This window comes from Streptomyces sp. NPDC060366, assembly GCF_042725135.1.
Taxonomy (GTDB): Bacteria; Actinomycetota; Actinomycetes; order Streptomycetales; family Streptomycetaceae; genus Streptomyces.
In genome coordinates this window covers 1,055,356-1,076,232 of sequence record NZ_JBHXDC010000001.1, presented here as the reverse complement: position 1 = coordinate 1,076,232, position 20,877 = coordinate 1,055,356, and the positions used below count along the sequence as shown (strand labels likewise).

Here is a 20,877-nt window from a genome sequence, read left to right as displayed (position 1 = left end):
GCACGTGTTGAGGTCGGTAGCATCAAGCACCGGCCGGGAGGGCGCTCCTGTCCCTCCCACCGCCGGTCGAAGCTGCCGGAGGTGCCCCATGAGCGCAGAGGCCACCAGCCCTGGTGCCCGGAGCCGCAGGCGCGGCCGTACCAGTATCGACCTCCGTCGGCTCGGCAAAGCCGCGTTGTTGGGGCCCGCGTCCAGGGACCGGCTGCCGGACGCGATCGGCCATGTCGCCGACGCCCACCGCGCGCACCATCCCGACGCGGACCTGCTGGTGCTGGGCAAGGCGTACGTGCTGGCCGAGATGTCGCACCGCGGACAGTTCCGCAAGAGCGGCGAGCCGTACATCACCCATCCGCTCGCGGTGACCCTGATCCTCGCCGAACTCGGCGCCGAGACAACGACGTTGACCGCGTCGCTCCTCCACGACACCGTCGAGGACACGGATGTGACGCTCGATCAGGTCCGCGCGGAGTTCGGCGACGAGGTCTGCTATCTGGTCGACGGCGTGACGAAACTGGAGAAGGTCGACTACGGCGCCGCCGCCGAGCCCGAGACCTTCCGCAAGATGCTCGTCGCCACCGGCAACGACGTCCGGGTGATGTCGATCAAACTCGCCGACCGGCTGCACAACATGCGCACCCTCGGTGTGATGCGGCCGGAGAAGCAGGAACGCATCGCCAAGGTCACCCACGACGTCCTCATCCCGCTTGCCGAACGGCTCGGCGTGCAGGCGCTCAAGACCGAGCTGGAGGACCTGGTCTTCGCCATCCTCCAGCCGCAGGAGTACGAGCGCACCCGCACCGTCATCGCCGACAGGGCCACCGCGGGGCCGGGTCTGGACCCCGTCGCCGGGGACGTGCGGCGGACGCTCCGTGAGGCCGACATCACCGCCGAAGTCGTCATCAGGCCGCGGCACTTCCTCTCCGTCCACCGCGCCCGTCTGAAACGCGGCGAGATGCGCGGCACGGACTTCGGCCGCCTCCTGGTCCTGGTCGGGGAGGACGCCGACTGCTACGCCGTGCTGGGGGAGTTGCACACCTGCTTCACACCGGTGATCTCCGAGTTCAAGGACTTCATCGCCGCCCCCAAGTACAACCTGTACCAGTCGCTGCACACGGCGGTCGCGGGCCCCGGCGGGGCGGTCGTCGAAGTCCTCATCCGTACGCACCAGATGCACAAGGTCGCCGAGGCCGGTGTGGTCGCGCTGGGCAATCCGTACGCGCCCGTCGACGGGGCGGAGCCGGCCGACGGCGAACGCGCCGACCCGACGAGGCCCGGCTGGCTGTCCCGCCTCCTGGAGTGGCAGGAGTCGGCGACCGACCCCGACACGTTCTGGACGACGCTGCGCGCCGATCTCGCCCAGGACCGGGAGATCAGCGTCTTCCTCGCCGACGGGGGCATGCTCGGCCTGCCCGCCGGCGCGACATGCGTGGACGCGGCGTACGCGCAGCACGGCGACGGCGCGCACGGCTGCATCGGGGCGCGCGTCAACGGCCGTCTGGCGACGCTCAGTACGGTCCTGGTCGACGGCGACACGGTGCAACTGCTGCTGGCTCACAGCCCCGTCCAGGAGCCCCGGAACGGCCCGGACGGCGCCGGCGAAGGGAGCACCGCAAGCACCGGGGACATCGAGGGCGCCGAGGACACGCGGGACCCGGCACACGGTCAGCCGCAGGACGCCGCCCCCGGCCCCTCTCCCGAGTGGCTGGACCACGCCCGTACGCCCGCCGCGCGGATCGCGATCGCCGGCTGGCTCGCAGCGAATCCGGAGAGCCTGAAGGTGCCCGCGGCGCCGCCCCGTACGCCCGGCGCCGTCACAGCGGGGCGGCGCGGCGTGGCCAATGTGGTCGTGGACGTGCCCGAGGCGACCGTACGGCTGGCCGGCTGCTGCACCCCCGTACCGCCCGACGCCGTCACCGGATTCACGGTCCGGGGCGGCGCCGTCACCGTGCACCGCGCGGAGTGTCCCGCCGTCGGCAGGATGACGGCGCTCGGCCGGCCGCCGGTCGCGGTGAGCTGGGGCGACGAGGCGGAGTGCCGGGTCACGCTGTACGCGGAGTCCTTCGGCCGGCCGCGGCTGCTCGCCGATCTCACCGAGGCCATCGCCACGGCGGGCGCGGCGATCGTGTCGGCCAACGTGGAGCCGCCGAGCGAGCAGCGGGTACGGCACACGTACACGCTCCAACTGCCCGACGCCGCGGGGCTTCCCGGCCTGATGCGCGCCATGCGGGACGTGCCCGGAGTGTTCGACGTACGGCGCGCGCAGCACGAGCCGGCGCCCTGAGCGGACGCGCCCCCAGGGTCCATTCGCCCGCCCCGTACCCCGCGGACCCTGAACGCCGCAGACCCCGAACCCTGCCGCCCCGTACTCCGCCCCGCGAGCCTCGTCACGGCTCGTGCCCAGCGGCCCGCCCGACTCTTTCGGGTGGGTGTGAAGCGCGCCGCCGCCGTACGTCCGCCGCGCGCTGGTAGCGGTGGTCCATGCTGCTCACCTCCCCCCGGCTGCGCGCCGCCCTGCTGGCCACCGCGTCGGCCACCCTCGTCGCCGCGACACTCCCCGCTCCCGCCCCGGTGGCGCTCGGTATCGGCGATCCGCTCTTCCCACATCTGGGCAACCCCGGATACGACGTCATCGCCTACGACATCGGCCTCACCTACCGCGGTGACAACTCCAAGCCGCTCGACGCGGTCACCAAGATCGACGCCCGGGCGACCCAGCGTCTGGAACGCATCAACCTCGACTTCACCCACGGCAAGGTCAGGTCCGTCGAGGTCGACGGCGCGCGCGCCGACTTCGCGACCGCCGGCGAGGACCTCGTGGTCGCGCCGCGCGAAGCCGTGGAGGCCGGCTCACCGGTACGCGTCACCGTCACCCACACCAGCGACCCCACGGGCGGCAAGGGCGGCTGGGTGCGGACGACGGACGGCCTCGCGATGGCCAACCAGGCCGACGCCGCGCACCGCGTCTTCCCGGGCAACGACCACCCCGCCGACAAGGCCGCGTTCACCTTCCGGGTCACCGCGCCCGGCATGCTGACCGTCGTGGCCAACGGACTGCCGGTGGCGAAGACCCGTGACGGAGCGAACACCACCTGGACGTACCGCACCCGTCACCCCATGGCCACCGAGCTGGCTCAGGTGTCCATCGGCGATTCGGCCGTGGTGCACCGGGAGGGTCCGCACGGACTGCCCCTGCGCGACGTCGTCCCGGCCGCCGACCGCGCGAAGCTGGAGCCGTGGCTGGCGAAGACGCCGGCGCAGATCGAGTGGATGGAGCGGCAGGTCGGGCGATATCCCTTCGAGACGTACGGCGTCCTCGTCGCCGGCGCCGAGACGGGCTTCGAGCTGGAGACGCAGACGCTGTCGCTCTTCGAGCGTTCGCTGTTCACCCGTCCCGAGTACCCCGAGTGGTACGTCGACTCGGTCATGGTCCACGAGCTGGCGCACCAGTGGTTCGGCGACAGCGTCTCCCCGCGCGCGTGGTCCGACCTGTGGCTCAACGAGGGCCACGCGACCTGGTACGAGGCGATGTACGCGCAGGAGCACGCGGACAAGCCGCTGGAGGACCGGATGCGCGAGGCCTACCGCCACTCCGACGGCTGGCGAGCGGCGGGCGGACCGCCCGCCGCACCGGAGCCGCCGGCGCCCGGCAAGCAGATCAGCCTGTTCCGGCCGGTGGTGTACGACGGCAGCGCGCTGGTGCTCTACGCGCTGCGACAGGAGATCGGCGCGGGGGAGTTCCGGCGGCTGGAGCGGGACTGGGTGCGCGAACACCGGGACGGGACAGCGAGCACGGCGGACTTCACGCGGCTGGCGTCGGACATCGCGGGGCGTGACCTGTCGGACTTCTTCGAGGCGTGGCTGTACGGGCGCAAGACGCCGCCCATGCCGGGGCACCCGGACTGGAAGAGCGCGGCGGTGAAGTAGGGCGGGCGGGGAAGCGGCGCGAGGGGGCGAGGGAGGGCCGCCGGTACGGCCGTGGGGACGGCCGGGGAACCGGCCACGAAACCCATATGACGCTCCCGGCCGTGACGTGCCACCATCAAGGGGTCGGCGGCGCTGCCGGGACCGGTACTCCGGGACGGGAACGCCGGGGCCGTGACGCCGGGAATCAATCCGGGTCGTTACGCGTTGTGACCGATACGGGTGGGCAGTCTGTCCACACCCGAACATTCTCTTCGACGTAAGGATCCAATGACCTCCTCTTCTTCCCCTTCCCAGGACGAGCAGATCTCCGCGGACCCCCGCACGGAAAGCCTTCGGGCCGATGCCCTGATGGAAGAGGACGTCGCCTGGAGCCAAGAGATCGACGGAAACCGGGACGGCGATCAGTTCGACCGTTCCGACCGCGCGGCGCTACGGCGCGTGGCGGGCCTCTCCACCGAACTCGAAGACGTCACAGAGGTCGAGTACCGGCAGCTGCGCCTGGAGCGCGTCGTGCTGGTCGGCGTCTGGGTCTCCGGGACGGTGCGGGAAGCCGAGAATTCGCTCGCCGAGCTGGCGGCGCTGGCCGAGACGGCCGGCGCGCTCGTGCTCGACGGAGTCATCCAGCGCCGTGACAAGCCCGACCCGGCCACCTACATCGGCTCGGGCAAGGCGCGTGAGCTGTACGACATGGTGCTGGAGACCGGGGCGGACACCGTCGTCTGCGACGGTGAGCTCAGCCCCGGTCAGCTCATCCACCTCGAGGACGTCGTCAAGGTCAAGGTCGTGGACCGTACGGCCCTGATCCTGGACATCTTCGCCCAGCACGCCAAGTCCCGTGAGGGCAAGGCACAGGTCGCGCTGGCCCAGATGCAGTACATGCTGCCGAGGCTGCGCGGCTGGGGTCAGTCGCTGTCCCGGCAGATGGGTGGCGGCGGCGGTGGCGGCATGGCCACTCGCGGTCCCGGTGAGACGAAGATCGAGACGGACCGGCGCCGGATCCGCGAGAAGATGGCGAAGATGCGCCGGGAGATCGCGGAGATGAAGACCGGCCGCGAGATCAAGCGGCAGGAGCGTCGGCGCCACAGGGTGCCGTCGGTCGCGATCGCCGGATATACGAACGCGGGCAAGTCCTCGCTGCTCAACCGCCTCACCGGCGCGGGCGTCCTGGTGGAGAACTCGCTGTTCGCCACCCTGGACCCGACCGTGCGCCGGGCCGAGACACCGAGCGGCAGGATCTACACGCTGGCCGACACCGTCGGATTCGTACGGCATCTGCCGCACCACCTCGTGGAGGCGTTCCGTTCGACGATGGAGGAGGTCGGGGACTCCGATCTGATCCTGCACGTGGTCGACGGCTCGCATCCCGCTCCCGAGGAGCAGCTCGCCGCCGTGCGTGAGGTGATCCGCGACGTGGGCGCGGTGGACGTCCGCGAGATCGTGGTGATCAACAAGGCCGACGCGGCGGACCCGGAGGTCCTCCAGCGGCTGCTGCGGATGGAGCGGTACGCGATCGCGGTGTCGGCGCGGACCGGTGCCGGTATGGCGGAGCTGCTCGCGCTCATCGACACCGAGCTGCCCAGGCCCGCGATCACGGTCGAGGCACTGGTGCCGTACACGGACGGCGGTCTGGTCTCGCGGGTGCACGCCGAGGGCGAGGTGCTGTCCGAGGAGCACACCCCGGAGGGCACCCTGCTGAAGGCGCAGGTCCACGAGGAGCTGGCCTCGGCGCTCGGCGCGTACCTGCCTGTTCCCGCGGCCGGCTGACCGCAGCGCATCGCGCGCCGCGATTCGTTTACGGCGGAAGGCCCGCCCCCTCGCGTGGAGGGGGCGGGCCTTCCGCCGTACCGGCTCTGTACCGGTCGTAGTGGCTGTCCGTACGCGGGTGTCTACTCGCCCGCGAACTTGTCACTCATCATCGTGTAGAGCTGCTCGGCGCCCTCGCCGAGCCGGGGACCGGCCAGCCAGCCCGAAGTGACCGGGCCGATCGAGGTGTTGGAGACCAGCACGGACTTGCCGTCAGGTCCCGCCGCGAACCAGCCGCCGCCGGAGGAACCACCGGTCATGGAGCAGCCGATGCGCCACATCGTGGGCGTACCGGTGGCGATCGACAGCCTGCCGGCGTTGTCGACGCACTTGTGCATGATCAGCCCGTCGTACGGCGGGGCCGCGGGGTAACCCCACGCGCCCAGGCTGCCGATGCTGCTCGCCTCGGGGGCGTCGAAGTCGACGTCGAGGGCCGCGCCGACCGTCTCCTCCAGCGACTTGCCGCCGTTCTCCGGGGTGACGTGCATGACCGAGTAGTCGTACGCCGCTCCGTCGCCGCCGGTCGGGCCACCGTCGCTGATCCACTCGTTGGAGGTGGCGACCCAGTCGGCCCAGTACTGCCCGTACGGGGCGATCTCCTGCGGCTGCGCGTTCTGCAGATCGGCGGAGGACTTGCCCGTGTTGTTGTAGGCGGGCACGAACATGATGTTCCGGTACCAGCCGCCGCCCGCGCCCGCGTGCACGCAGTGGCCCGCTGTCCACACCAGGTTGGACTTGCCGGGGTTCTTCGGGTCCTTGATCACGGTGGCCGAGCAGACCATCGAGCCCTCGGGGGAGTCGAAGAAGACCTTGCCGACCGGCGCCGCCTGGTCGGTGTACGGCGTCTTCTCCGGCTCGGCCTGGACGGGCCGCGGCTCGGGGTCGGTGACGCCCTGGTCGCCGGAGATGTCACCGGCGGCGAGGGTCTTCGTCGGCGACTTCGCCGTCTTCATCCGCTCGGGCTTCCACAGGTCGGCGATGACAGGGTTGACGAAGTCCTTCGCGCTGCGCAGCCACTTGTCCTTCTCCCAGTTCTTCCACTCACCGTCCTTCCACTTCTCCGGGTCGACACCGTGCTCCTTGAGCCGGTCGGCCAGATCCGCGGGTATCTCCTTGCCTGCCCCGTCGGCGGCGGGAGTTGAGGCGCCGGGCTTGTCGGCCGCCTTGTCCTCGCTTCCACCACCGCATGCCGTCGCCGTCAGCGCGAGGGCCGCGACGAGGCCGGTGGCGGCCAGCAATGGACGTATCGATCGCATGAAAACCGTTCCCCCTGGTAGTACTTGAGTCACTTGCCATGAACGTGTCACGCAAAAAGGTGGTCCTCAGGCGGACCACCTTGCGGTGACCTCACTCTATGCCGCCCGTTTTCGGGATCGCCGAGTAGGGGCGTTGCGGTGTCCCGGAGTGCGGTCCGTGCCCGAGGGCACGCTGACCGCGCTCCGGTCCGAGACCTACCGGTCGGCGTACTTCTCGCTGACCGCTTCGAAGATGCCCTTTGCCTCGTCGCCGAGACGCGGGCCCGCGAGCCAGCCCGCCGTCACCGGGCCGATCGAGGTGTTCGACACCAGGGCGGGCCGACCGTCCTGGCCGGTGGCGATCCAGCCGCCGCCCGACGAACCTCCGGTCATCGTGCAACCTATGCGGTGCATCGTCGGGTCCTGCGCGTTGATGGACAGCCGGCCCGGCTTGTCGCCGCACTGGAAGAGCTTCTGGCCGTCGAACGGCGGCGCCGCCGGGTAGCCGGTCGCCTTCATCGAATCGATCTCCGGCGTGGCCGGTGCGTTGAAGTCGACCGGCAGCGCGGCGCCGACGGTCTCCTCCAGCGACTTGCCGTCACTGCCCTTCTCGGGCGTCACATGGATCACCGCGAAGTCGAACGGGGCGCCCAGGCCGCCCGTCGCCGCTCCCTCGGAGATCCACTCCTCGGAGGTCTGTGCCCACTCGCCCCACCAGATGCCGTGCGGGGCGATCTCCTCCTTGGCGGCGCTCTCCAACTCGGAGATCGGCAGGTCGCTGTTGTTGTACGACGGGACGAAGGCGATGTTCCGGTACCAGCCGCCGGTCTTGCCCGCGTGCACGCAGTGGCCCGCCGTCCACACCATGTTGGACTTGCCGGGGTTGGCGGGGTCCTTCACCACCGTCGCCGAGCAGACCATCGAGCCCTCGGGGCCGTCGAAGAAGAGCTTCCCCGCCTCGGGTACATCACCGTCGTACGGCGCGTTCACCGGTGTCGCCTCCACCGGCTGCGGAGTCGGGTCGGTGACACCCGCGTCGCCGGAGATGTCCTCCTCCTCGACCGGCTTGTCGGGCTCCTCGGCGTCCCGCATCCGGTCCGGGTCCCAGAGGTCCTCGATGATCGGGTTGACGTAGTCCCGTGCCTCACGGAGCCACTTGTCCTTGTCCCAGTTCTTCCATTCGCCGCCCTTCCACTTGTCCAGATCGATCCCGCGCTCCTTGAGGCGGTCCTGGAGATCGGCGGGAATGGTGATCTTGTCGCCGGAGGACTCGCTCGACGAATCGCTCGGCTTGTCGCCCGCGTTCGTCTCCTCGGTGGGCCCGCAAGCGGTGGCCGTCAGTGCCAGCGCCGCCGCCAGAGAGGCGAAAACAACGGCGGGAGAATTTCGCCGCGCGCCTATCCCTCGGCGAGTGGTGAACGGTGGGCGAATGGCTCGCATGTCGGGATCCCCCTGGGACTTCGGAACTGTTCTGAACTGACGGATCAACTGGATCCAGCCGGACTGACCGGGCCCGGTCGTGGTGACCGGAGCCGGAAGTCGGCCACCACTATGCCGGTGCCGTTGGGGACGGCGGACGGCAGGGCCGTGGTTCCGCCGGCGAAGGATCTTCCGGTCGGCCGTGATCCCAGGCGCTTGCCGTCGTTGGTACCTACGGGGGATTCGACGCCGGCGTTCACCGCATGCGCCGCGGCGCTCGGCCCGCCGCGTCGACGTGTGATGCATCCGTTCCGTTCCCACGGGAGGACCGACAGCCGTGGCCCTGACCGAACTTCCCCCACCGGTGCCGCTCGTCGCACCTGACGGTGCCCCTTCCTCCTTGTCCGGGAACCGCCGCCGCGAGGACCGTCGGAACGGCCGCAGGCAAGACCACCCGACGCCGACCGCACCGGCGCACTGACCCGGCCCCACACCAGGAAGTCCTCCCGTGAACCCCACCTCCACCCCCACTCCCCACGCACCCGAGATCATCGTCCGCCCCGTTGGCCAGGGCCCCGGACCGGCCGGCCCGCCAGACCCCGCGACAACCGGACCCGTGTCGATCGACACGGCCACGGTGCCCCGCCAAGTGCCCGCGGGCGCCGGGGCGGACGCCGCCCCCCGTGCGGCGGGCACACCCGCCGTGTCATCGGCCGCGGGCACGATGGGGGGCGATCAGCCCGACCCGCTCGACGACCCGGACCCGTGGAAGGCCGCGGACGCCGCGTCCGTGGAGAATCTGCTGCGCTGCTGGGTCCGGGAGAGCAACATCCCCCGGCCGGATGGAAACACCCTCAGGATCCCGCTCGACGCGAGCGGCACCGCCCTGCTCGTCCCCGTGCGCTACTGGTCGGCGACCGGCTGGCACCGCTTCGACCCGCCCCTCCTGGAATGCGCGGGACCTCACTTCCCGCCGGCCGACGCCGTCACCGTCGCCGCGCTCCTCAACCGCGAGTCCGGTCGTAGCCAGGGCGCCGAACTGGTCGCCAGAGTCGCCGACTCCGCCCACCGGACCGCCGATTTCCTCGCTGACCGACGAAGAGTTCCCGCTCCCGTGGGCAGCGACCTGTTCCTCACGGCCGAACAGTCCCTTCTCCTCGGCCACCCCCTCCACCCCACACCCAAGAGCCGTGAAGGGCTCTCCGAAACCGAACACCGCCGCTTCTCACCCGAACTACGTGGCTCCTTCCCTCTCCACTGGCTGGCCGTCGACCGGTCCGTGCTCGCCACCGACTCGGCCTGGACCGAGCAGGGCCGCGCCGTCCACGCGGATCAGCTCACCACCCGGCTCGCGGGAGACCTGACACTCCCCGACCACACCGTCCCGCTGCCTCTGCATCCCTGGCAGGCACGCGAGTTGACGCACCGCCCCGCCGTGCGAGCGCTCCTGGACGCCGGCCTGCTCCACGACCTCGGCCCGTACGGCGATCACTGGTATCCCACCTCCTCGGTCCGCACGGTGCACCGGACCGGCGCACCCGCCATGCTCAAGCTGTCCCTCGGCGTACGCATCACCAACTCCCGTCGCGAGAACCTCCGTAAGGAACTCCACCGCGGCGTCGAGGTCCACCGACTGCTGCGCGGTGGCCTCGCCCAGCAGTTGCGCGCCGCGCATCCCGGCTTCGACATCGTGCGCGACCCCGCCTGGCTCGCCGTCGACACTCCCGACGGCGAACCGGTCGCCGGACTCGACGTGATGCTGCGCCACAACCCCTTCCGCGCCGACAACGACGCAGTCTGCGTCGCGGGACTCGTCACCCCGCGTCCATGGCCCGGCCGGTCCCGTATGCACTCCCGCCTCGCCGACATCGTGGCCGGTCTCGTCGCCCGCACGGGCCGGCCCACCGGCGCCGTCGCCGCGGAGTGGTTCCTGCGCTACCTCGACCACGTCGTACGCCCCGTGCTCTGGCTCGACGCCACGGCCGGCGTCGCCCTGGAGGCCCACCAGCAGAACACTCTGGTGATTCTCGACCCCGACGGCTGGCCGGTCGGTGGACGCTACCGCGACAACCAGGGCTACTACTTCCGCCAATCCCACCGCGAGGCGCTCGACCGCCGACTCCCCGACATCGGCAAGGTCAGCGAGACCTTCGTCCCCGACGACGTCACCGACGAGCGCTTCGCCTACTACCTCGGCATCAACAACGTCCTCGGTCTGATCGGGGCGTTCGGCTCCCAGCGGCTCGCCGACGAACGCGTACTCATCGCCGCCTTCCGTCAGTTCCTCGCCCGCGCCGCGACCCTCGGCTCACCGCTCCCCGGCCAACTCCTGGAGGCGACCACCCTGCGCTGCAAGGCCAACCTGCTCACCCGACTGCACGGTCTGGACGAACTCGTGGGCCCGGTCGACACCCAGTCCGTCTACGTCTCCATCACCAACCCCCTTCGCCATTGACCGCACCCGCCCGTCCGAACTGCCGAGAGGAGCCCGCCACCGTGCCTCCCAGCGACGCGACCACCGACATCGGAGCCGGCCCCGGACCGCACCTCGTCGGGGGCGCCGAGGACACCCTCGACCTGCGGCTGACCGACGACGTCGTCGCGCTGTTCGGAGACGGTGGGCCGGTGGCGGCCGAGGCGGCCGACACCTCGCGGCCGGGCGGTGCCGGTGGGTCCGCCCTGCTCGATTCCCCCGCCGGATGGGGCGCGGCGGGCACGTCCATCGGTGTCTTCCAGCTCGTCCCCGTACGGCTGGAGCGCGATCTGACCCTCATCAGCCGCTGGATGAACGACCCCGCCGTCGCCGCCTTCTGGGAGCTGGCGGGACCCGAATCCGTCACCGCCGGCCATCTGCGCACCCAACTGCGCGGCGACGGACGCAGCGTCCCCTGCCTGGGTGTCCTCGACGGTGTCCCCATGAGCTATTGGGAGCTCTACCGCGCCGATCTCGATCCTCTTGCCCGTCATTACCCCGCCCGTCCTCATGACACCGGACTCCATCTCCTCATCGGCGGTGTGGCCGACCGCGGCCGCGGTGTCGGCACCACCCTCCTCAGAGCCGTCTCCAACCTCGTCCTCGACCACCGGCCGCACTGCGGCCGGGTCGTAGCCGAACCCGACCTGCGCAACACCCCTTCCGTCTCCGCCTTTCTCAGCGCCGGATTCCGCTTCTCCGCGGAGATCGACCTCCCCGGCAAACGAGCCGCCCTCATGATCCGCGAACGAGCCCTGCGAGACCTGCTGTGAACAACCCGCTGCTGTCTATACACCGCACGATCCACATCGGTTCCGTCCCGAGGAGTCCCCGTGCCGACATCCCCGAACACACGCGCCTCCGCCACCACCGGTAGCCCCACCACCAGCAGCCCCACCGCCGAGGAGCCGGCCGACGGCACCGGCACCAGCACCGGCGCCCCCGGCGAGCCCTTCACCCCCGCTCCCCTCTGCACCCCGCCCGAGCTGACCCCGCGGCTCTGGGCCGCGGCCGCCGCCCGCCTCCTCGCGAAACTCCTCGGTGAATTCGCGTACGAGGAGATCATCGAGCCCCTCACACGGCCGGCCACCGCCAACGGCGAAGCACCCGGCCGCTACACGCTCGCGCTCGACGACGGCGCTCCCCTCACCTTCACCGCCCGTCGCGGCGCCTACGGCAGCTGGCGCGTCGACCCCCACTCCGTCGAGCTCGCCGGACAGCCCTTCGGCGACCCCTTCCGCTTCCTCGTACTCGCGCGCCGCCTCCTCGCGATCGACGGCGCCACGCTCGGCCACTTCGTCCACGAACTGAACGCCACGCTCGTCGCCGACACCCGGATCGACGGCACCGCCCTCACCGCCGCCGAACTCGCCGACCTCGACTACGCCGATCTCGAAGGCCACCAGACCGGCCACCCCTGGCTCATACTCAACAAGGGCCGCATAGGTTTCTCCGCCACCGACGCGACCCGCTGGGCACCCGAGTCCCGCACCCCTTCCCGACTCCCCTGGATAGCGGTCAGCACCACCCTCGCCACCTACCGGGGCGTCCCCTCCCTCGCCTCTCCCGCCCGGCTCTACGGCTCCGAGCTCGACCCCGCGACCCGTGACGGCTTCGCCTCCGTGCTCCGCTCCCGAGGCCTCGACCCGGACGCGTACCTCTACCTCCCCGTACACCCCTGGCAGTGGGACGAAGTGATCCTGCCGCTCTACGCCGCCGAGATCGCGGGCGGCACGATCGTCCCCCTCCCCCCCGACGGCGACGGCAGACTGCCGCAGCAGTCCATCCGTACGTTCCTCAACACCACCCGGCCGGACCGGCACACGGTGAAACTGCCGCTGTCCATCCTCAACACCCTGGTCTGGCGCGGACTGCCCACCGAACGCACGCTGGCCGCCCCGGCCGTCACCGCCTGGATGCGCGGGCTGTACGAGTCGGACCCCTTCCTCCGTGACGAGTGCGGAGTGATCCTGCTCGGGGAAGTGGCGTCGGTGACGGTGACCCACCCGCTCTACGACCACCTCCCCGAGGTCCCGTACCAGTACAAGGAACTGCTCGGCGCGATCTGGCGTGAACCGCTCCCGGCCAGACTCGCCCCCGGCGAGCGCGCACGGACCCTCGCCTCGCTCCTCCACACCGATCCGAACGGCCGGGCCTTCACCGCCGAGCTCGTCGAACGGTCCGGGCTCCCGGCCGAGGTCTGGCTCCGCAGGCTCTTCGCCGCGCTCCTGCCGCCCCTGCTGCGCTTCCTCTACCGCTACGGCACCGTCTTCTCACCCCACGGGGAGAACGCGGTCGTCGTCTTCGACGAGGAGGACGTCCCGGTCCGCCTGGCGATCAAGGACTTCGTGGACGACGTCAACATCAGCGCCCGGCCGCTGCCGGAGCACGAGGGGATGCCCCAGGAGGTCAGGGACACCCTCCTCACGGAGGAGCCGTCGTTCCTGACGCAGTTCATCCACTCCGGGCTCTTCGTCGGCGTCTTCCGCTTCCTCGCACCGCTGTGCCAGGAACAGCTGGACGTACCGGAGCGGACGTTCTGGTCACTCGTACGGGCCGAAATCCTGCGCCACCAGGCCCGCTTCCCCGAACTCAAGGACCGCTTCGAGACGTTCGACCTGCTCACGCCCCGTATCGCGCGGCTCTGTCTCAACCGCAACCGGCTGCATCTCGACGGATACCGCGACCGCGCGGACCGCCCGCACGCCGCCGTGCACGGGACGGTGCCCAATCCGCTCGCCCTGCCGGCGGACGGTGCGAGGCGGACGTGACCACCGTTGTCAGTGGTGAGCCGTAGGGTGGTCGGGCTATGACGAAGCCATCTCTCTCCGAGCTCCTCCATGCCGCCGTCACCGCTGTCGGCGGTGTGGAACGGCCAGGCCAGGTCACCATGGCCGAGGCCGTCGCGGAGGTCATCGACGACAACTCCCATCTGCTCGTGCAGGCCGGCACCGGCACCGGAAAGTCACTCGGCTATCTGGTCCCGGCGCTGGCGCACGGCGAGCGTGTCGTGGTGGCCACCGCGACCCTGGCCCTGCAACGGCAGCTCGTGGAGCGTGACCTTCCGCGTACGGTCGACGCGCTGAGCCCCCTGCTGGGGCGCCGGCCCGAGTACGCCATGCTCAAAGGCCGTTCCAACTACCTCTGTCTGCACCGTCTCAACGAAGGCGTGCCGCAGGAAGAGGAGGACGGCCTCTTCGACCAGTTCGAGGCGGCGGCGCCCACCAGCAAGCTCGGCAAGGACCTGCTGAGGATGCGGGACTGGGCGGACGAGACGGAGACCGGCGACCGCGACAATCTCACGCCGGGTGTCTCCGACCGTGCGTGGGCGCAGATCTCCGTGTCGTCCCGTGAGTGCCTGGGCGCGACGAAGTGTGCCTACGGCGCCGAGTGCTTCGCGGAGATGGCGCGCGAGCGGGCCAAACTCGCCGATGTCGTGATCACCAACCACGCGCTCCTGGCCATCGACGCCATCGAGGGCGCGCCCGTCGTCCCGCAGCACGAGGTGCTGATCGTCGACGAGGCCCATGAACTGGTGTCGCGGGTGACCGGGGTCGCCACCGGTGAGCTGACCCCCGGCCAGGTCAGCCGCGCGGTGCGCCGGGCGGCCAAGCTGGTCGACGAGAAGTCCGCGGACTCGCTCCAGACGGCCTCCGAGACCTTCGAGCGGCTGATGGAGCTGGCGCTTCCCGGCCGTCTCGAAGAGATCCCCGAGGACCTCGGCTACGCGCTGATGTCCTTGCGTGATGCCGCGCGCACGGTGATCTCGGCGATCGGAGCGACGCGCGACAAGTCCGTCCAGGACGAGGACGCCGTACGCAAGCAGGCTCTGGCGGCCGTCGAATCCATCCACAGCGTCGCCGAGCGGATCGCCAACGGCAGCGAGTGGGACGTGGTCTGGTACGAGCGCCACGACCGCTTCGGCGCGTCGCTGCGGGTCGCTCCGCTCTCCGTGTCGGGCCTGCTGCGGGAGAAGCTCTTCAACGAGCGCTCGGTGGTCCTGACGTCCGCCACACTCAAGCTCGGCGGCGACTTCAACGGTGTCGGCGCGTCTCTGGGCCTGGCCCCGGAGGGGACGGAGGGCGAGGACGTCCCGCAGTGGAAGGGCATCGACGTCGGTTCGCCCTTCGACTATCCCAAGCAGGGAATTCTCTATGTCGCGCGGCATCTCTCCCCGCCCGGACGCGAGGGTTCGCGCGGCGACATGATGGACGAGCTCACGGAGCTGGTCGAGGCCGCGGGCGGCCGTACGCTCGGACTGTTCTCCTCGATGCGCGCCGCCCAGGCCGCCGCCGAGGAACTGCGCGGCAGACTCGACACGCCGATCCTGCTGCAAGGGGAGGAGACTCTCGGCGAGTTGATCAAAGCCTTCGCCGCGGACCCCGCGACGTGTCTGTTCGGCACGCTCTCGCTCTGGCAGGGCGTGGATGTCCCCGGACCGAGTTCACAGCTGGTGGTGATGGACCGAATTCCGTTCCCGCGTCCCGACGATCCACTGATGAGCGCGCGCCAGAAGGCGGTCGAGGAGGCCGGTGGCAACGGGTTCATGGCCGTGGCGGCCACGCACGCCGCCCTGCTGATGGCTCAGGGCGCGGGCCGGCTGGTGCGTGCCTCCGGGGACCGGGGCGTCGTGGCCGTACTGGACCCCCGGCTGGCGAACGCGCGGTACGGCAGCTATCTGCGGGCCTCGATGCCCGATTTCTGGTACACGACGGACCGTAACCAGGCGCGCCGCTCGCTGGCCGCGATCGACGCGCGGGCCAAGTCGGAAGGCCAGTAGCCGAGCAGGAGGGCGCTCAAGGACGGTCCGGTCGGTCGCCGCGAGGACCGGCGCGGGCCGACCTCCTGGGGACGCCCACGGCGGGCACAGCGAGGCCCCGGGACCGGCGCAGTGGTCCCGGGGCCGGCCTGAGCCGGCGAGCCCTCACACCCGCCGCAGGACCGCCACGACCTTGCCGAGGATCGTCGCGTCGTCGCCGGGAATCGGCTGGTACGCCGCGTTGTGCGGGAGCAGCCAGACATGGCCGTCCTCGCGCCGGAAGCGCTTGACCGTGGCCTCGCCGTCCAGCATCGCGGCCACGATGTCGCCGTTCTCGGCCACGGGCTGACGGCGGACCGTCACCCAGTCGCCGTCGCAGATCGCCGCTTCGATCATCGAGTCTCCGACGACCTTGAGGACGAACAGCTCGCCGTCACCCACCAGTTGGCGGGGCAGCGGGAACACGTCCTCGACGGATTCCTCGGCGAGGATCGGACCGCCGGCCGCGATCCGGCCGATCAACGGCACGTACGACGCGGCGGGTTTGCCGGTCGTGTCCGTCTGCTGGGTGCTGGGCTGGTCGGAGCCCCGGACCTCGTACGCCCTCGGCCGGTGCGGATCCCTGCGCAGGAATCCCTTGCGCTCCAGCGCCATCAGCTGATGGGCGACGGAGGATGTGCTGGACAGGCCGACGGCCTGGCCGATCTCGCGCATCGACGGCGGATATCCCCGTCGCTGCACGGAGTCGCGGATGACTTCGATGACACGCCGCTGCCGGTCGGTGAGACCTGAGCTGTCCGCCCGGATTCCGGGAGGTCGGCCGGGCAGCGAGCGAGTGGGCTTTACGCCCTCCGGATTCGTGGCTCCGTCATTCATGGCATGCACCGGCTCGAGTCGGCTCTGGGAGCGGTCCTGGGCGGTAATGGTGGCGTTGTCTGCGGTGGTGGTCACGTCGGCCCCTCTCGAAATGTTCTCCCTAGCTGGACAACGGTAGTTGCTTTCGAAAGGTTGCGCCAAACACACGTTCGAGTGAAAATCCCCAGAAGTGCTGACGGGGCAATATCAGGGGTGTATGTGGCGCCTATTCGGCGCCCTCCGCACGGGTCGTCCATGGCTCATCTACGAGCCGTACACGGCTCATTGCGGAAATCCCCACGGCCGTGCCGGCGTGGTCGGCGGCGCCCAGTGTCTCATCGGACGGCCCGGCACCACGGCACCTTCCGGGCTCCCGTACTCTCGTGCCGAGCCTCCTCGCGCCGGGCGCCGTACGGCGGTCGATCCGTCGTCCGCCGCGACACGCGCAACCGCTCCGAAGCGTGCGCGAGCCCTACATGTAGTGGTTGGATTGGCTCAGTCGCCCAGAAGTAGTGGTCCCGAGTCTTTCCTGACGGAGGCCATCGCCTATGCTGGAGACCGCTTCGCAGGGCCCGACCAGGGCCCGTCGAGGCTTCTCAGTCGTGCTGTGAAGGAGGGTCGGAAGCCGTGCACTGTCCCTTCTGCAGGCACCCCGACAGCCGTGTCGTCGACAGTCGAACCACCGACGACGGGACGTCCATCCGACGCCGCCGTCAGTGCCCCGACTGCTCGCGCCGTTTCACGACGGTGGAGACCGCCTCGCTGATGGTGATCAAGCGCAGCGGAGTCACGGAACCTTTCAGCCGTACGAAAGTCATCTCGGGCGTCCGCAAGGCATGCCAGGGACGGCCGGTCACCGAGGACGCCCTCGCCCAACTCGGCCAGCGGGTCGAGGAGGCGCTGCGCGCCACCGGCAGCGCCGAACTGACCACCCACGATGTAGGGCTGGCCATACTCGGCCCCTTGCAGGAGCTCGACCTCGTCGCGTACCTGCGCTTCGCATCCGTATACAGGGCGTTCGACTCGCCCGAAGACTTCGAGGCCGCCGTGGCGGAGCTCCGCACGCGGCCTCCCACAGAAGAAGGCGGGCCGGGCGCGACCCCCGAGGTCCCCGAGCCCGTCACCGCTGCCGACTGACCGGACACCGTCAGCGGCACGGTCACCGGCACCGACATCTCGGTCGGTGACGGCCGATCGGTCATCGATCGGTCACCGACCTATCGCGACAGCTCAGCGACCGATCACTGTCGATCGGGCGCCCCAGCGGCGACGAGACCGGCCACGTGCGCCCGAGCGGCGCGCATGGCCTTGGACACATCACTGTGCCATGGGAAGAACGTGGCACATCAAGGCGTTTTCGCCTGTACATGGGAGGCGGCATGACAGAGACGGCGAGCGGTCCGACGGCACGAGGTTCCCGCGGCAAGGGAGCCAAGGCCGGCAAGGGCCTGCGTATCGAGCGAATCCACACGACCCCCGGCGTGCATCCGTACGACGAGGTGGTCTGGGAGCGCCGGGACGTCGTCATGACCAATTGGCGCGACGGCTCGGTCAACTTCGACCAGCGTGGCGTCGAGTTCCCCGGCTTCTGGTCGGTGAACGCGGTCAACATCGTCACCAGCAAGTACTTCCGCGGGGCTGTCGGCACGCCACAGCGTGAGACGAGCCTCAGGCAGCTCATCGACCGGATCGTGAAGACGTACCGCAAGTCCGGCGAGGACAACGGGTACTTCATCTCACCCGCGGACGCGGAGATCTTCGAGCACGAGCTGGCGTACGCCCTCCTGCACCAGATCTTCAGCTTCAACTCGCCGGTCTGGTTCAACGTGGGTACGCCCCAGCCCCAGCAGGTCTCGGCCTGCTTCATCCTGGCCGTCGACGACTCCATGGAGTCGATCCTCGACTGGTACAAGGAAGAGGGCATGATCTTCAAGGGCGGCTCCGGCGCCGGCCTGAACCTCTCGCGGATCCGTTCTTCCAAGGAACTGCTCTCCTCGGGCGGCAACGCCTCGGGTCCCGTCTCCTTCATGCGCGGTGCCGACGCCTCCGCGGGGACGATCAAGTCCGGCGGCGCCACGCGCCGCGCGGCCAAGATGGTCATCCTCGACGTCGACCACCCCGACATCGAGAACTTCATCGAGACCAAGGTGAAGGAGGAGGAGAAGATCCGCGCCCTGCGTGACGCGGGCTTCGACATGGACCTGGGCGGCGACGACATCACGTCCGTCCAGTACCAGAACGCGAACAACTCGGTCCGGGTGAACGACGAGTTCATGAAAGCCGTCGAGGCGGGCGGCAAGTTCGGACTGCGCGCCCGTATGACCGGCGACGTCATCGAAGAGGTCGAGGCGAAGTCCCTCTTCCGTAAGATGGCGGAGGCCGCGTGGGCGTGTGCCGACCCCGGCATTCAGTACGACGACACGATCAACCAGTGGCACACCTGCCCGGAATCAGGCCGGATCAACGGCTCGAACCCGTGCAGCGAGTACATGCACCTGGACAACACGTCGTGCAATCTCGCCTCGCTGAACCTCATGAAGTTCCTCAAGGACGACGGCAAGGGAAGCCAGTCCTTCGAGATCGAGCGTTTCTCCAAGGTCGTCGAACTGGTCATCACGGCGATGGACATCTCCATCTGCTTCGCCGACTTCCCCACGCAGAAGATCGGCGAGAACACCCGCGCCTTCCGTCAGCTGGGCATCGGCTACGCCAACCTGGGCGCCCTGCTGATGGCCACGGGCCACGCATACGACAGTGACGGTGGACGCGCGCTCGCCGGCGCCATCACCTCGCTGATGACGAGCACGTCGTACAAGCGCTCCGCCGAACTGGCCGCGGTCGTCGGCCCGTACGACGGCTACGCCCGCAACGCCGAGCCGCACCAGCGGGTCATGAAGCAGCACGCGGACGCCAACGGCGCTGCCGTGCACGTCGACGACCTGGACGGCCCGATCTGGGCCGCGGCCACGGAGGCCTGGCAGGACGTCGTGCGTCTCGGTGCCAAGAACGGCTTCCGCAACGCGCAGGCCTCGGTCATCGCGCCCACCGGCACCATCGGTCTGGCGATGTCCTGCGACACCACCGGCCTCGAACCCGACCTCGCGCTGGTCAAGTTCAAGAAGCTGGTCGGCGGCGGCTCGATGCAGATCGTCAACGGCACGGTGCCGCAGGCGCTGCGCCGCCTGGGCTACCAGGAGGAGCAGATCGAGGCGGTCGTCGCCCACATCGCCGAGAACGGCAACGTGATCGACGCGCCCGGCCTGAAGCCCGAGCACTACCCGGTCTTCGACTGCGCGATGGGTGAGCGTTCCATCTCCGCGATGGGTCACGTACGGATGATGGCGGCGATCCAGCCGTGGATCTCCGGCGCGCTCTCCAAGACGGTCAACCTGCCGGAGACGGCGACCGTCGAGGACGTCGAAGAGGTCTACTTCAAGGCGTGGAAGCTCGGCGTCAAGGCGCTGGCCATCTACCGCGACAACTGCAAGGTCGGGCAGCCCCTCTCCGCGAAGAAGAAGGAGCAGGTCGCCGAGAAGGCCGAGGACACGATCCGCCAGGCGGTGGAGAAGGTCGTCGAGTACCGCCCGGTCCGGATGCGTCTGCCGAAGGGCCGCCCCGGCATCACCACGTCCTTCACGGTGGGTGGCGCCGAGGGTTACATGACGGCGAACTCCTACCCGGACGACGGGCTCGGCGAGGTCTTCCTGAAGATGTCCAAGCAGGGGTCGACCCTGGCGGGCATGATGGACGCCTTCTCGATCGCGGTGTCGGTGGGACTTCAGTACGGCGTCCCGCTGGAGACGTACGTCTCGAAGTTCACCAACATGCGCTTCGAGCCGGCCGGTATGACGGACGACCCGGACGTACGCCTCGCGCAGTCGATCGTGGACTACATCTTCCGGCGGCTGGCGCTCGACTTCCTCCCGTTCGAGACGCGTTCGGCCCTCGGGATCCACTCGGCCGACGAGCGTCAGCGTCATTTGGAGACCGGCTCGTACGAGCCGTCCATGGACGACGACGGCATGGACGTCGAGAGCCTCGCGCAGTCCGCTCCGCGCCAGGTGGAGCCGCTGAAGTCGGTGAGCCCGACGGCTGTATCGCCGGTGGCGGAGGCGCCCGCGCCCAAGCAGGCGCACACCTCGGCGGAGCTGGTCGAGATGCAACTCGGCATCAGCGCCGACGCACCGCTCTGCTTCTCGTGCGGTACGAAGATGCAGCGGGCCGGGTCCTGCTACATCTGCGAGGGCTGCGGTTCGACGAGCGGCTGCAGCTGATCCCGAGCGCCGCTCGGGCACGGATTGACTGTTCAGGGCGGTGGAGCCGATCGTGGCTCCGCCGCCCTGAACGGGCGTGTCGCCCGGCTTTTGGGGGCTACGCGACGAGTGGCTCCGTCGCCGGGTCGGCGGAGG

The 20,877-nt window shown here is 69.9% G+C and carries 12 protein-coding genes; 9 read left to right on the top strand and 3 right to left on the bottom strand.

All coding sequences use genetic code 11. From position 1 onward, the window contains the following. The first annotated feature begins 88 nt into the window (after nt 1–88). From ACFWHU_RS04550 to hflX, 3 genes are all read left to right on the top strand, one after another. On the top strand, nt 89–2,281 hold the full coding sequence (locus ACFWHU_RS04550) for a RelA/SpoT family protein (protein ID WP_385800848.1): 2,193 nt from the start codon (nt 89–91) through the stop codon (nt 2,279–2,281). Nucleotides 2,282–2,478: 197 nt separating this feature from the next. Then, nucleotides 2,479–3,924 (top strand): M1 family metallopeptidase, encoded by a 1,446-nt coding sequence (locus tag ACFWHU_RS04545; protein WP_387223873.1) that lies wholly within the window; start codon nt 2,479–2,481, stop codon nt 3,922–3,924. 267 nt (nt 3,925–4,191) lie between these two features. Continuing rightward, on the top strand, nt 4,192–5,688 hold the full coding sequence (hflX, locus tag ACFWHU_RS04540; protein WP_385800852.1) for a GTPase HflX: 1,497 nt from the start codon (nt 4,192–4,194) through the stop codon (nt 5,686–5,688). Nucleotides 5,689–5,810: 122 nt separating this feature from the next. Here hflX and ACFWHU_RS04535 read toward each other — a convergent pair whose 3' ends face one another. Both ACFWHU_RS04535 and ACFWHU_RS04530 read right to left on the bottom strand, forming a co-directional pair. Then, nucleotides 5,811–6,983, bottom strand: a complete 1,173-nt coding sequence (locus ACFWHU_RS04535; protein ID WP_387223871.1) for a trypsin-like serine peptidase — start codon at nt 6,981–6,983, stop codon at nt 5,811–5,813. A 195-nt stretch (nt 6,984–7,178) separates the two neighbouring features. Beyond that, on the bottom strand, nt 7,179–8,402 hold the full coding sequence (locus ACFWHU_RS04530) for a trypsin-like serine peptidase (protein ID WP_385800856.1): 1,224 nt from the start codon (nt 8,400–8,402) through the stop codon (nt 7,179–7,181). Nucleotides 8,403–8,889: 487 nt separating this feature from the next. Between ACFWHU_RS04530 and ACFWHU_RS04525 the strand changes: the two genes are divergently transcribed. The 4 genes from ACFWHU_RS04525 to ACFWHU_RS04510 all read left to right on the top strand — a co-directional run bounded on the left by ACFWHU_RS04525 (nt 8,890) and on the right by ACFWHU_RS04510 (nt 15,634). Then, entirely contained in the window at nt 8,890–10,836 is a 1,947-nt protein-coding gene (locus tag ACFWHU_RS04525; RefSeq protein ID WP_387223869.1) for an IucA/IucC family protein, read from the top strand. Between the two features lie 41 nt (nt 10,837–10,877). Further along, complete coding sequence (locus ACFWHU_RS04520) at nt 10,878–11,627, top strand: GNAT family N-acetyltransferase (protein ID WP_387223867.1); 750 nt, start codon at nt 10,878–10,880, stop codon at nt 11,625–11,627. A 213-nt stretch (nt 11,628–11,840) separates the two neighbouring features. Further along, complete coding sequence (locus tag ACFWHU_RS04515) at nt 11,841–13,625, top strand: IucA/IucC family protein (RefSeq protein ID WP_387223988.1); 1,785 nt, start codon at nt 11,841–11,843, stop codon at nt 13,623–13,625. 38 nt (nt 13,626–13,663) lie between these two features. Beyond that, nucleotides 13,664–15,634 carry an ATP-dependent DNA helicase gene (locus tag ACFWHU_RS04510; protein ID WP_387223865.1) on the top strand — a complete coding sequence of 657 codons (1,971 nt, stop codon included), beginning with the start codon at nt 13,664–13,666 and terminating at the stop codon, nt 15,632–15,634. 144 nt (nt 15,635–15,778) lie between these two features. Here the strand turns inward: ACFWHU_RS04510 and lexA are convergent, their stop codons facing one another. Next, the gene (lexA, locus tag ACFWHU_RS04505) at nt 15,779–16,564 is read right to left on the bottom strand and encodes a transcriptional repressor LexA (protein ID WP_387223863.1); all 786 of its coding nucleotides are present in this window, start codon (nt 16,562–16,564) and stop codon (nt 15,779–15,781) included. A gap of 531 nt (nt 16,565–17,095) precedes the next feature. Here lexA and nrdR point away from each other — a divergent pair. Together nrdR and ACFWHU_RS04495 are read left to right on the top strand one after the other, a co-directional pair. Further along, entirely contained in the window at nt 17,096–17,605 is a 510-nt protein-coding gene (gene nrdR, locus ACFWHU_RS04500; RefSeq protein WP_078074707.1) for a transcriptional regulator NrdR, read from the top strand. Nucleotides 17,606–17,847: 242 nt separating this feature from the next. Continuing rightward, complete coding sequence (locus ACFWHU_RS04495; RefSeq protein ID WP_385800867.1) at nt 17,848–20,742, top strand: vitamin B12-dependent ribonucleotide reductase; 2,895 nt, start codon at nt 17,848–17,850, stop codon at nt 20,740–20,742. The last annotated feature ends 135 nt before the right edge of the window (nt 20,743–20,877 follow it).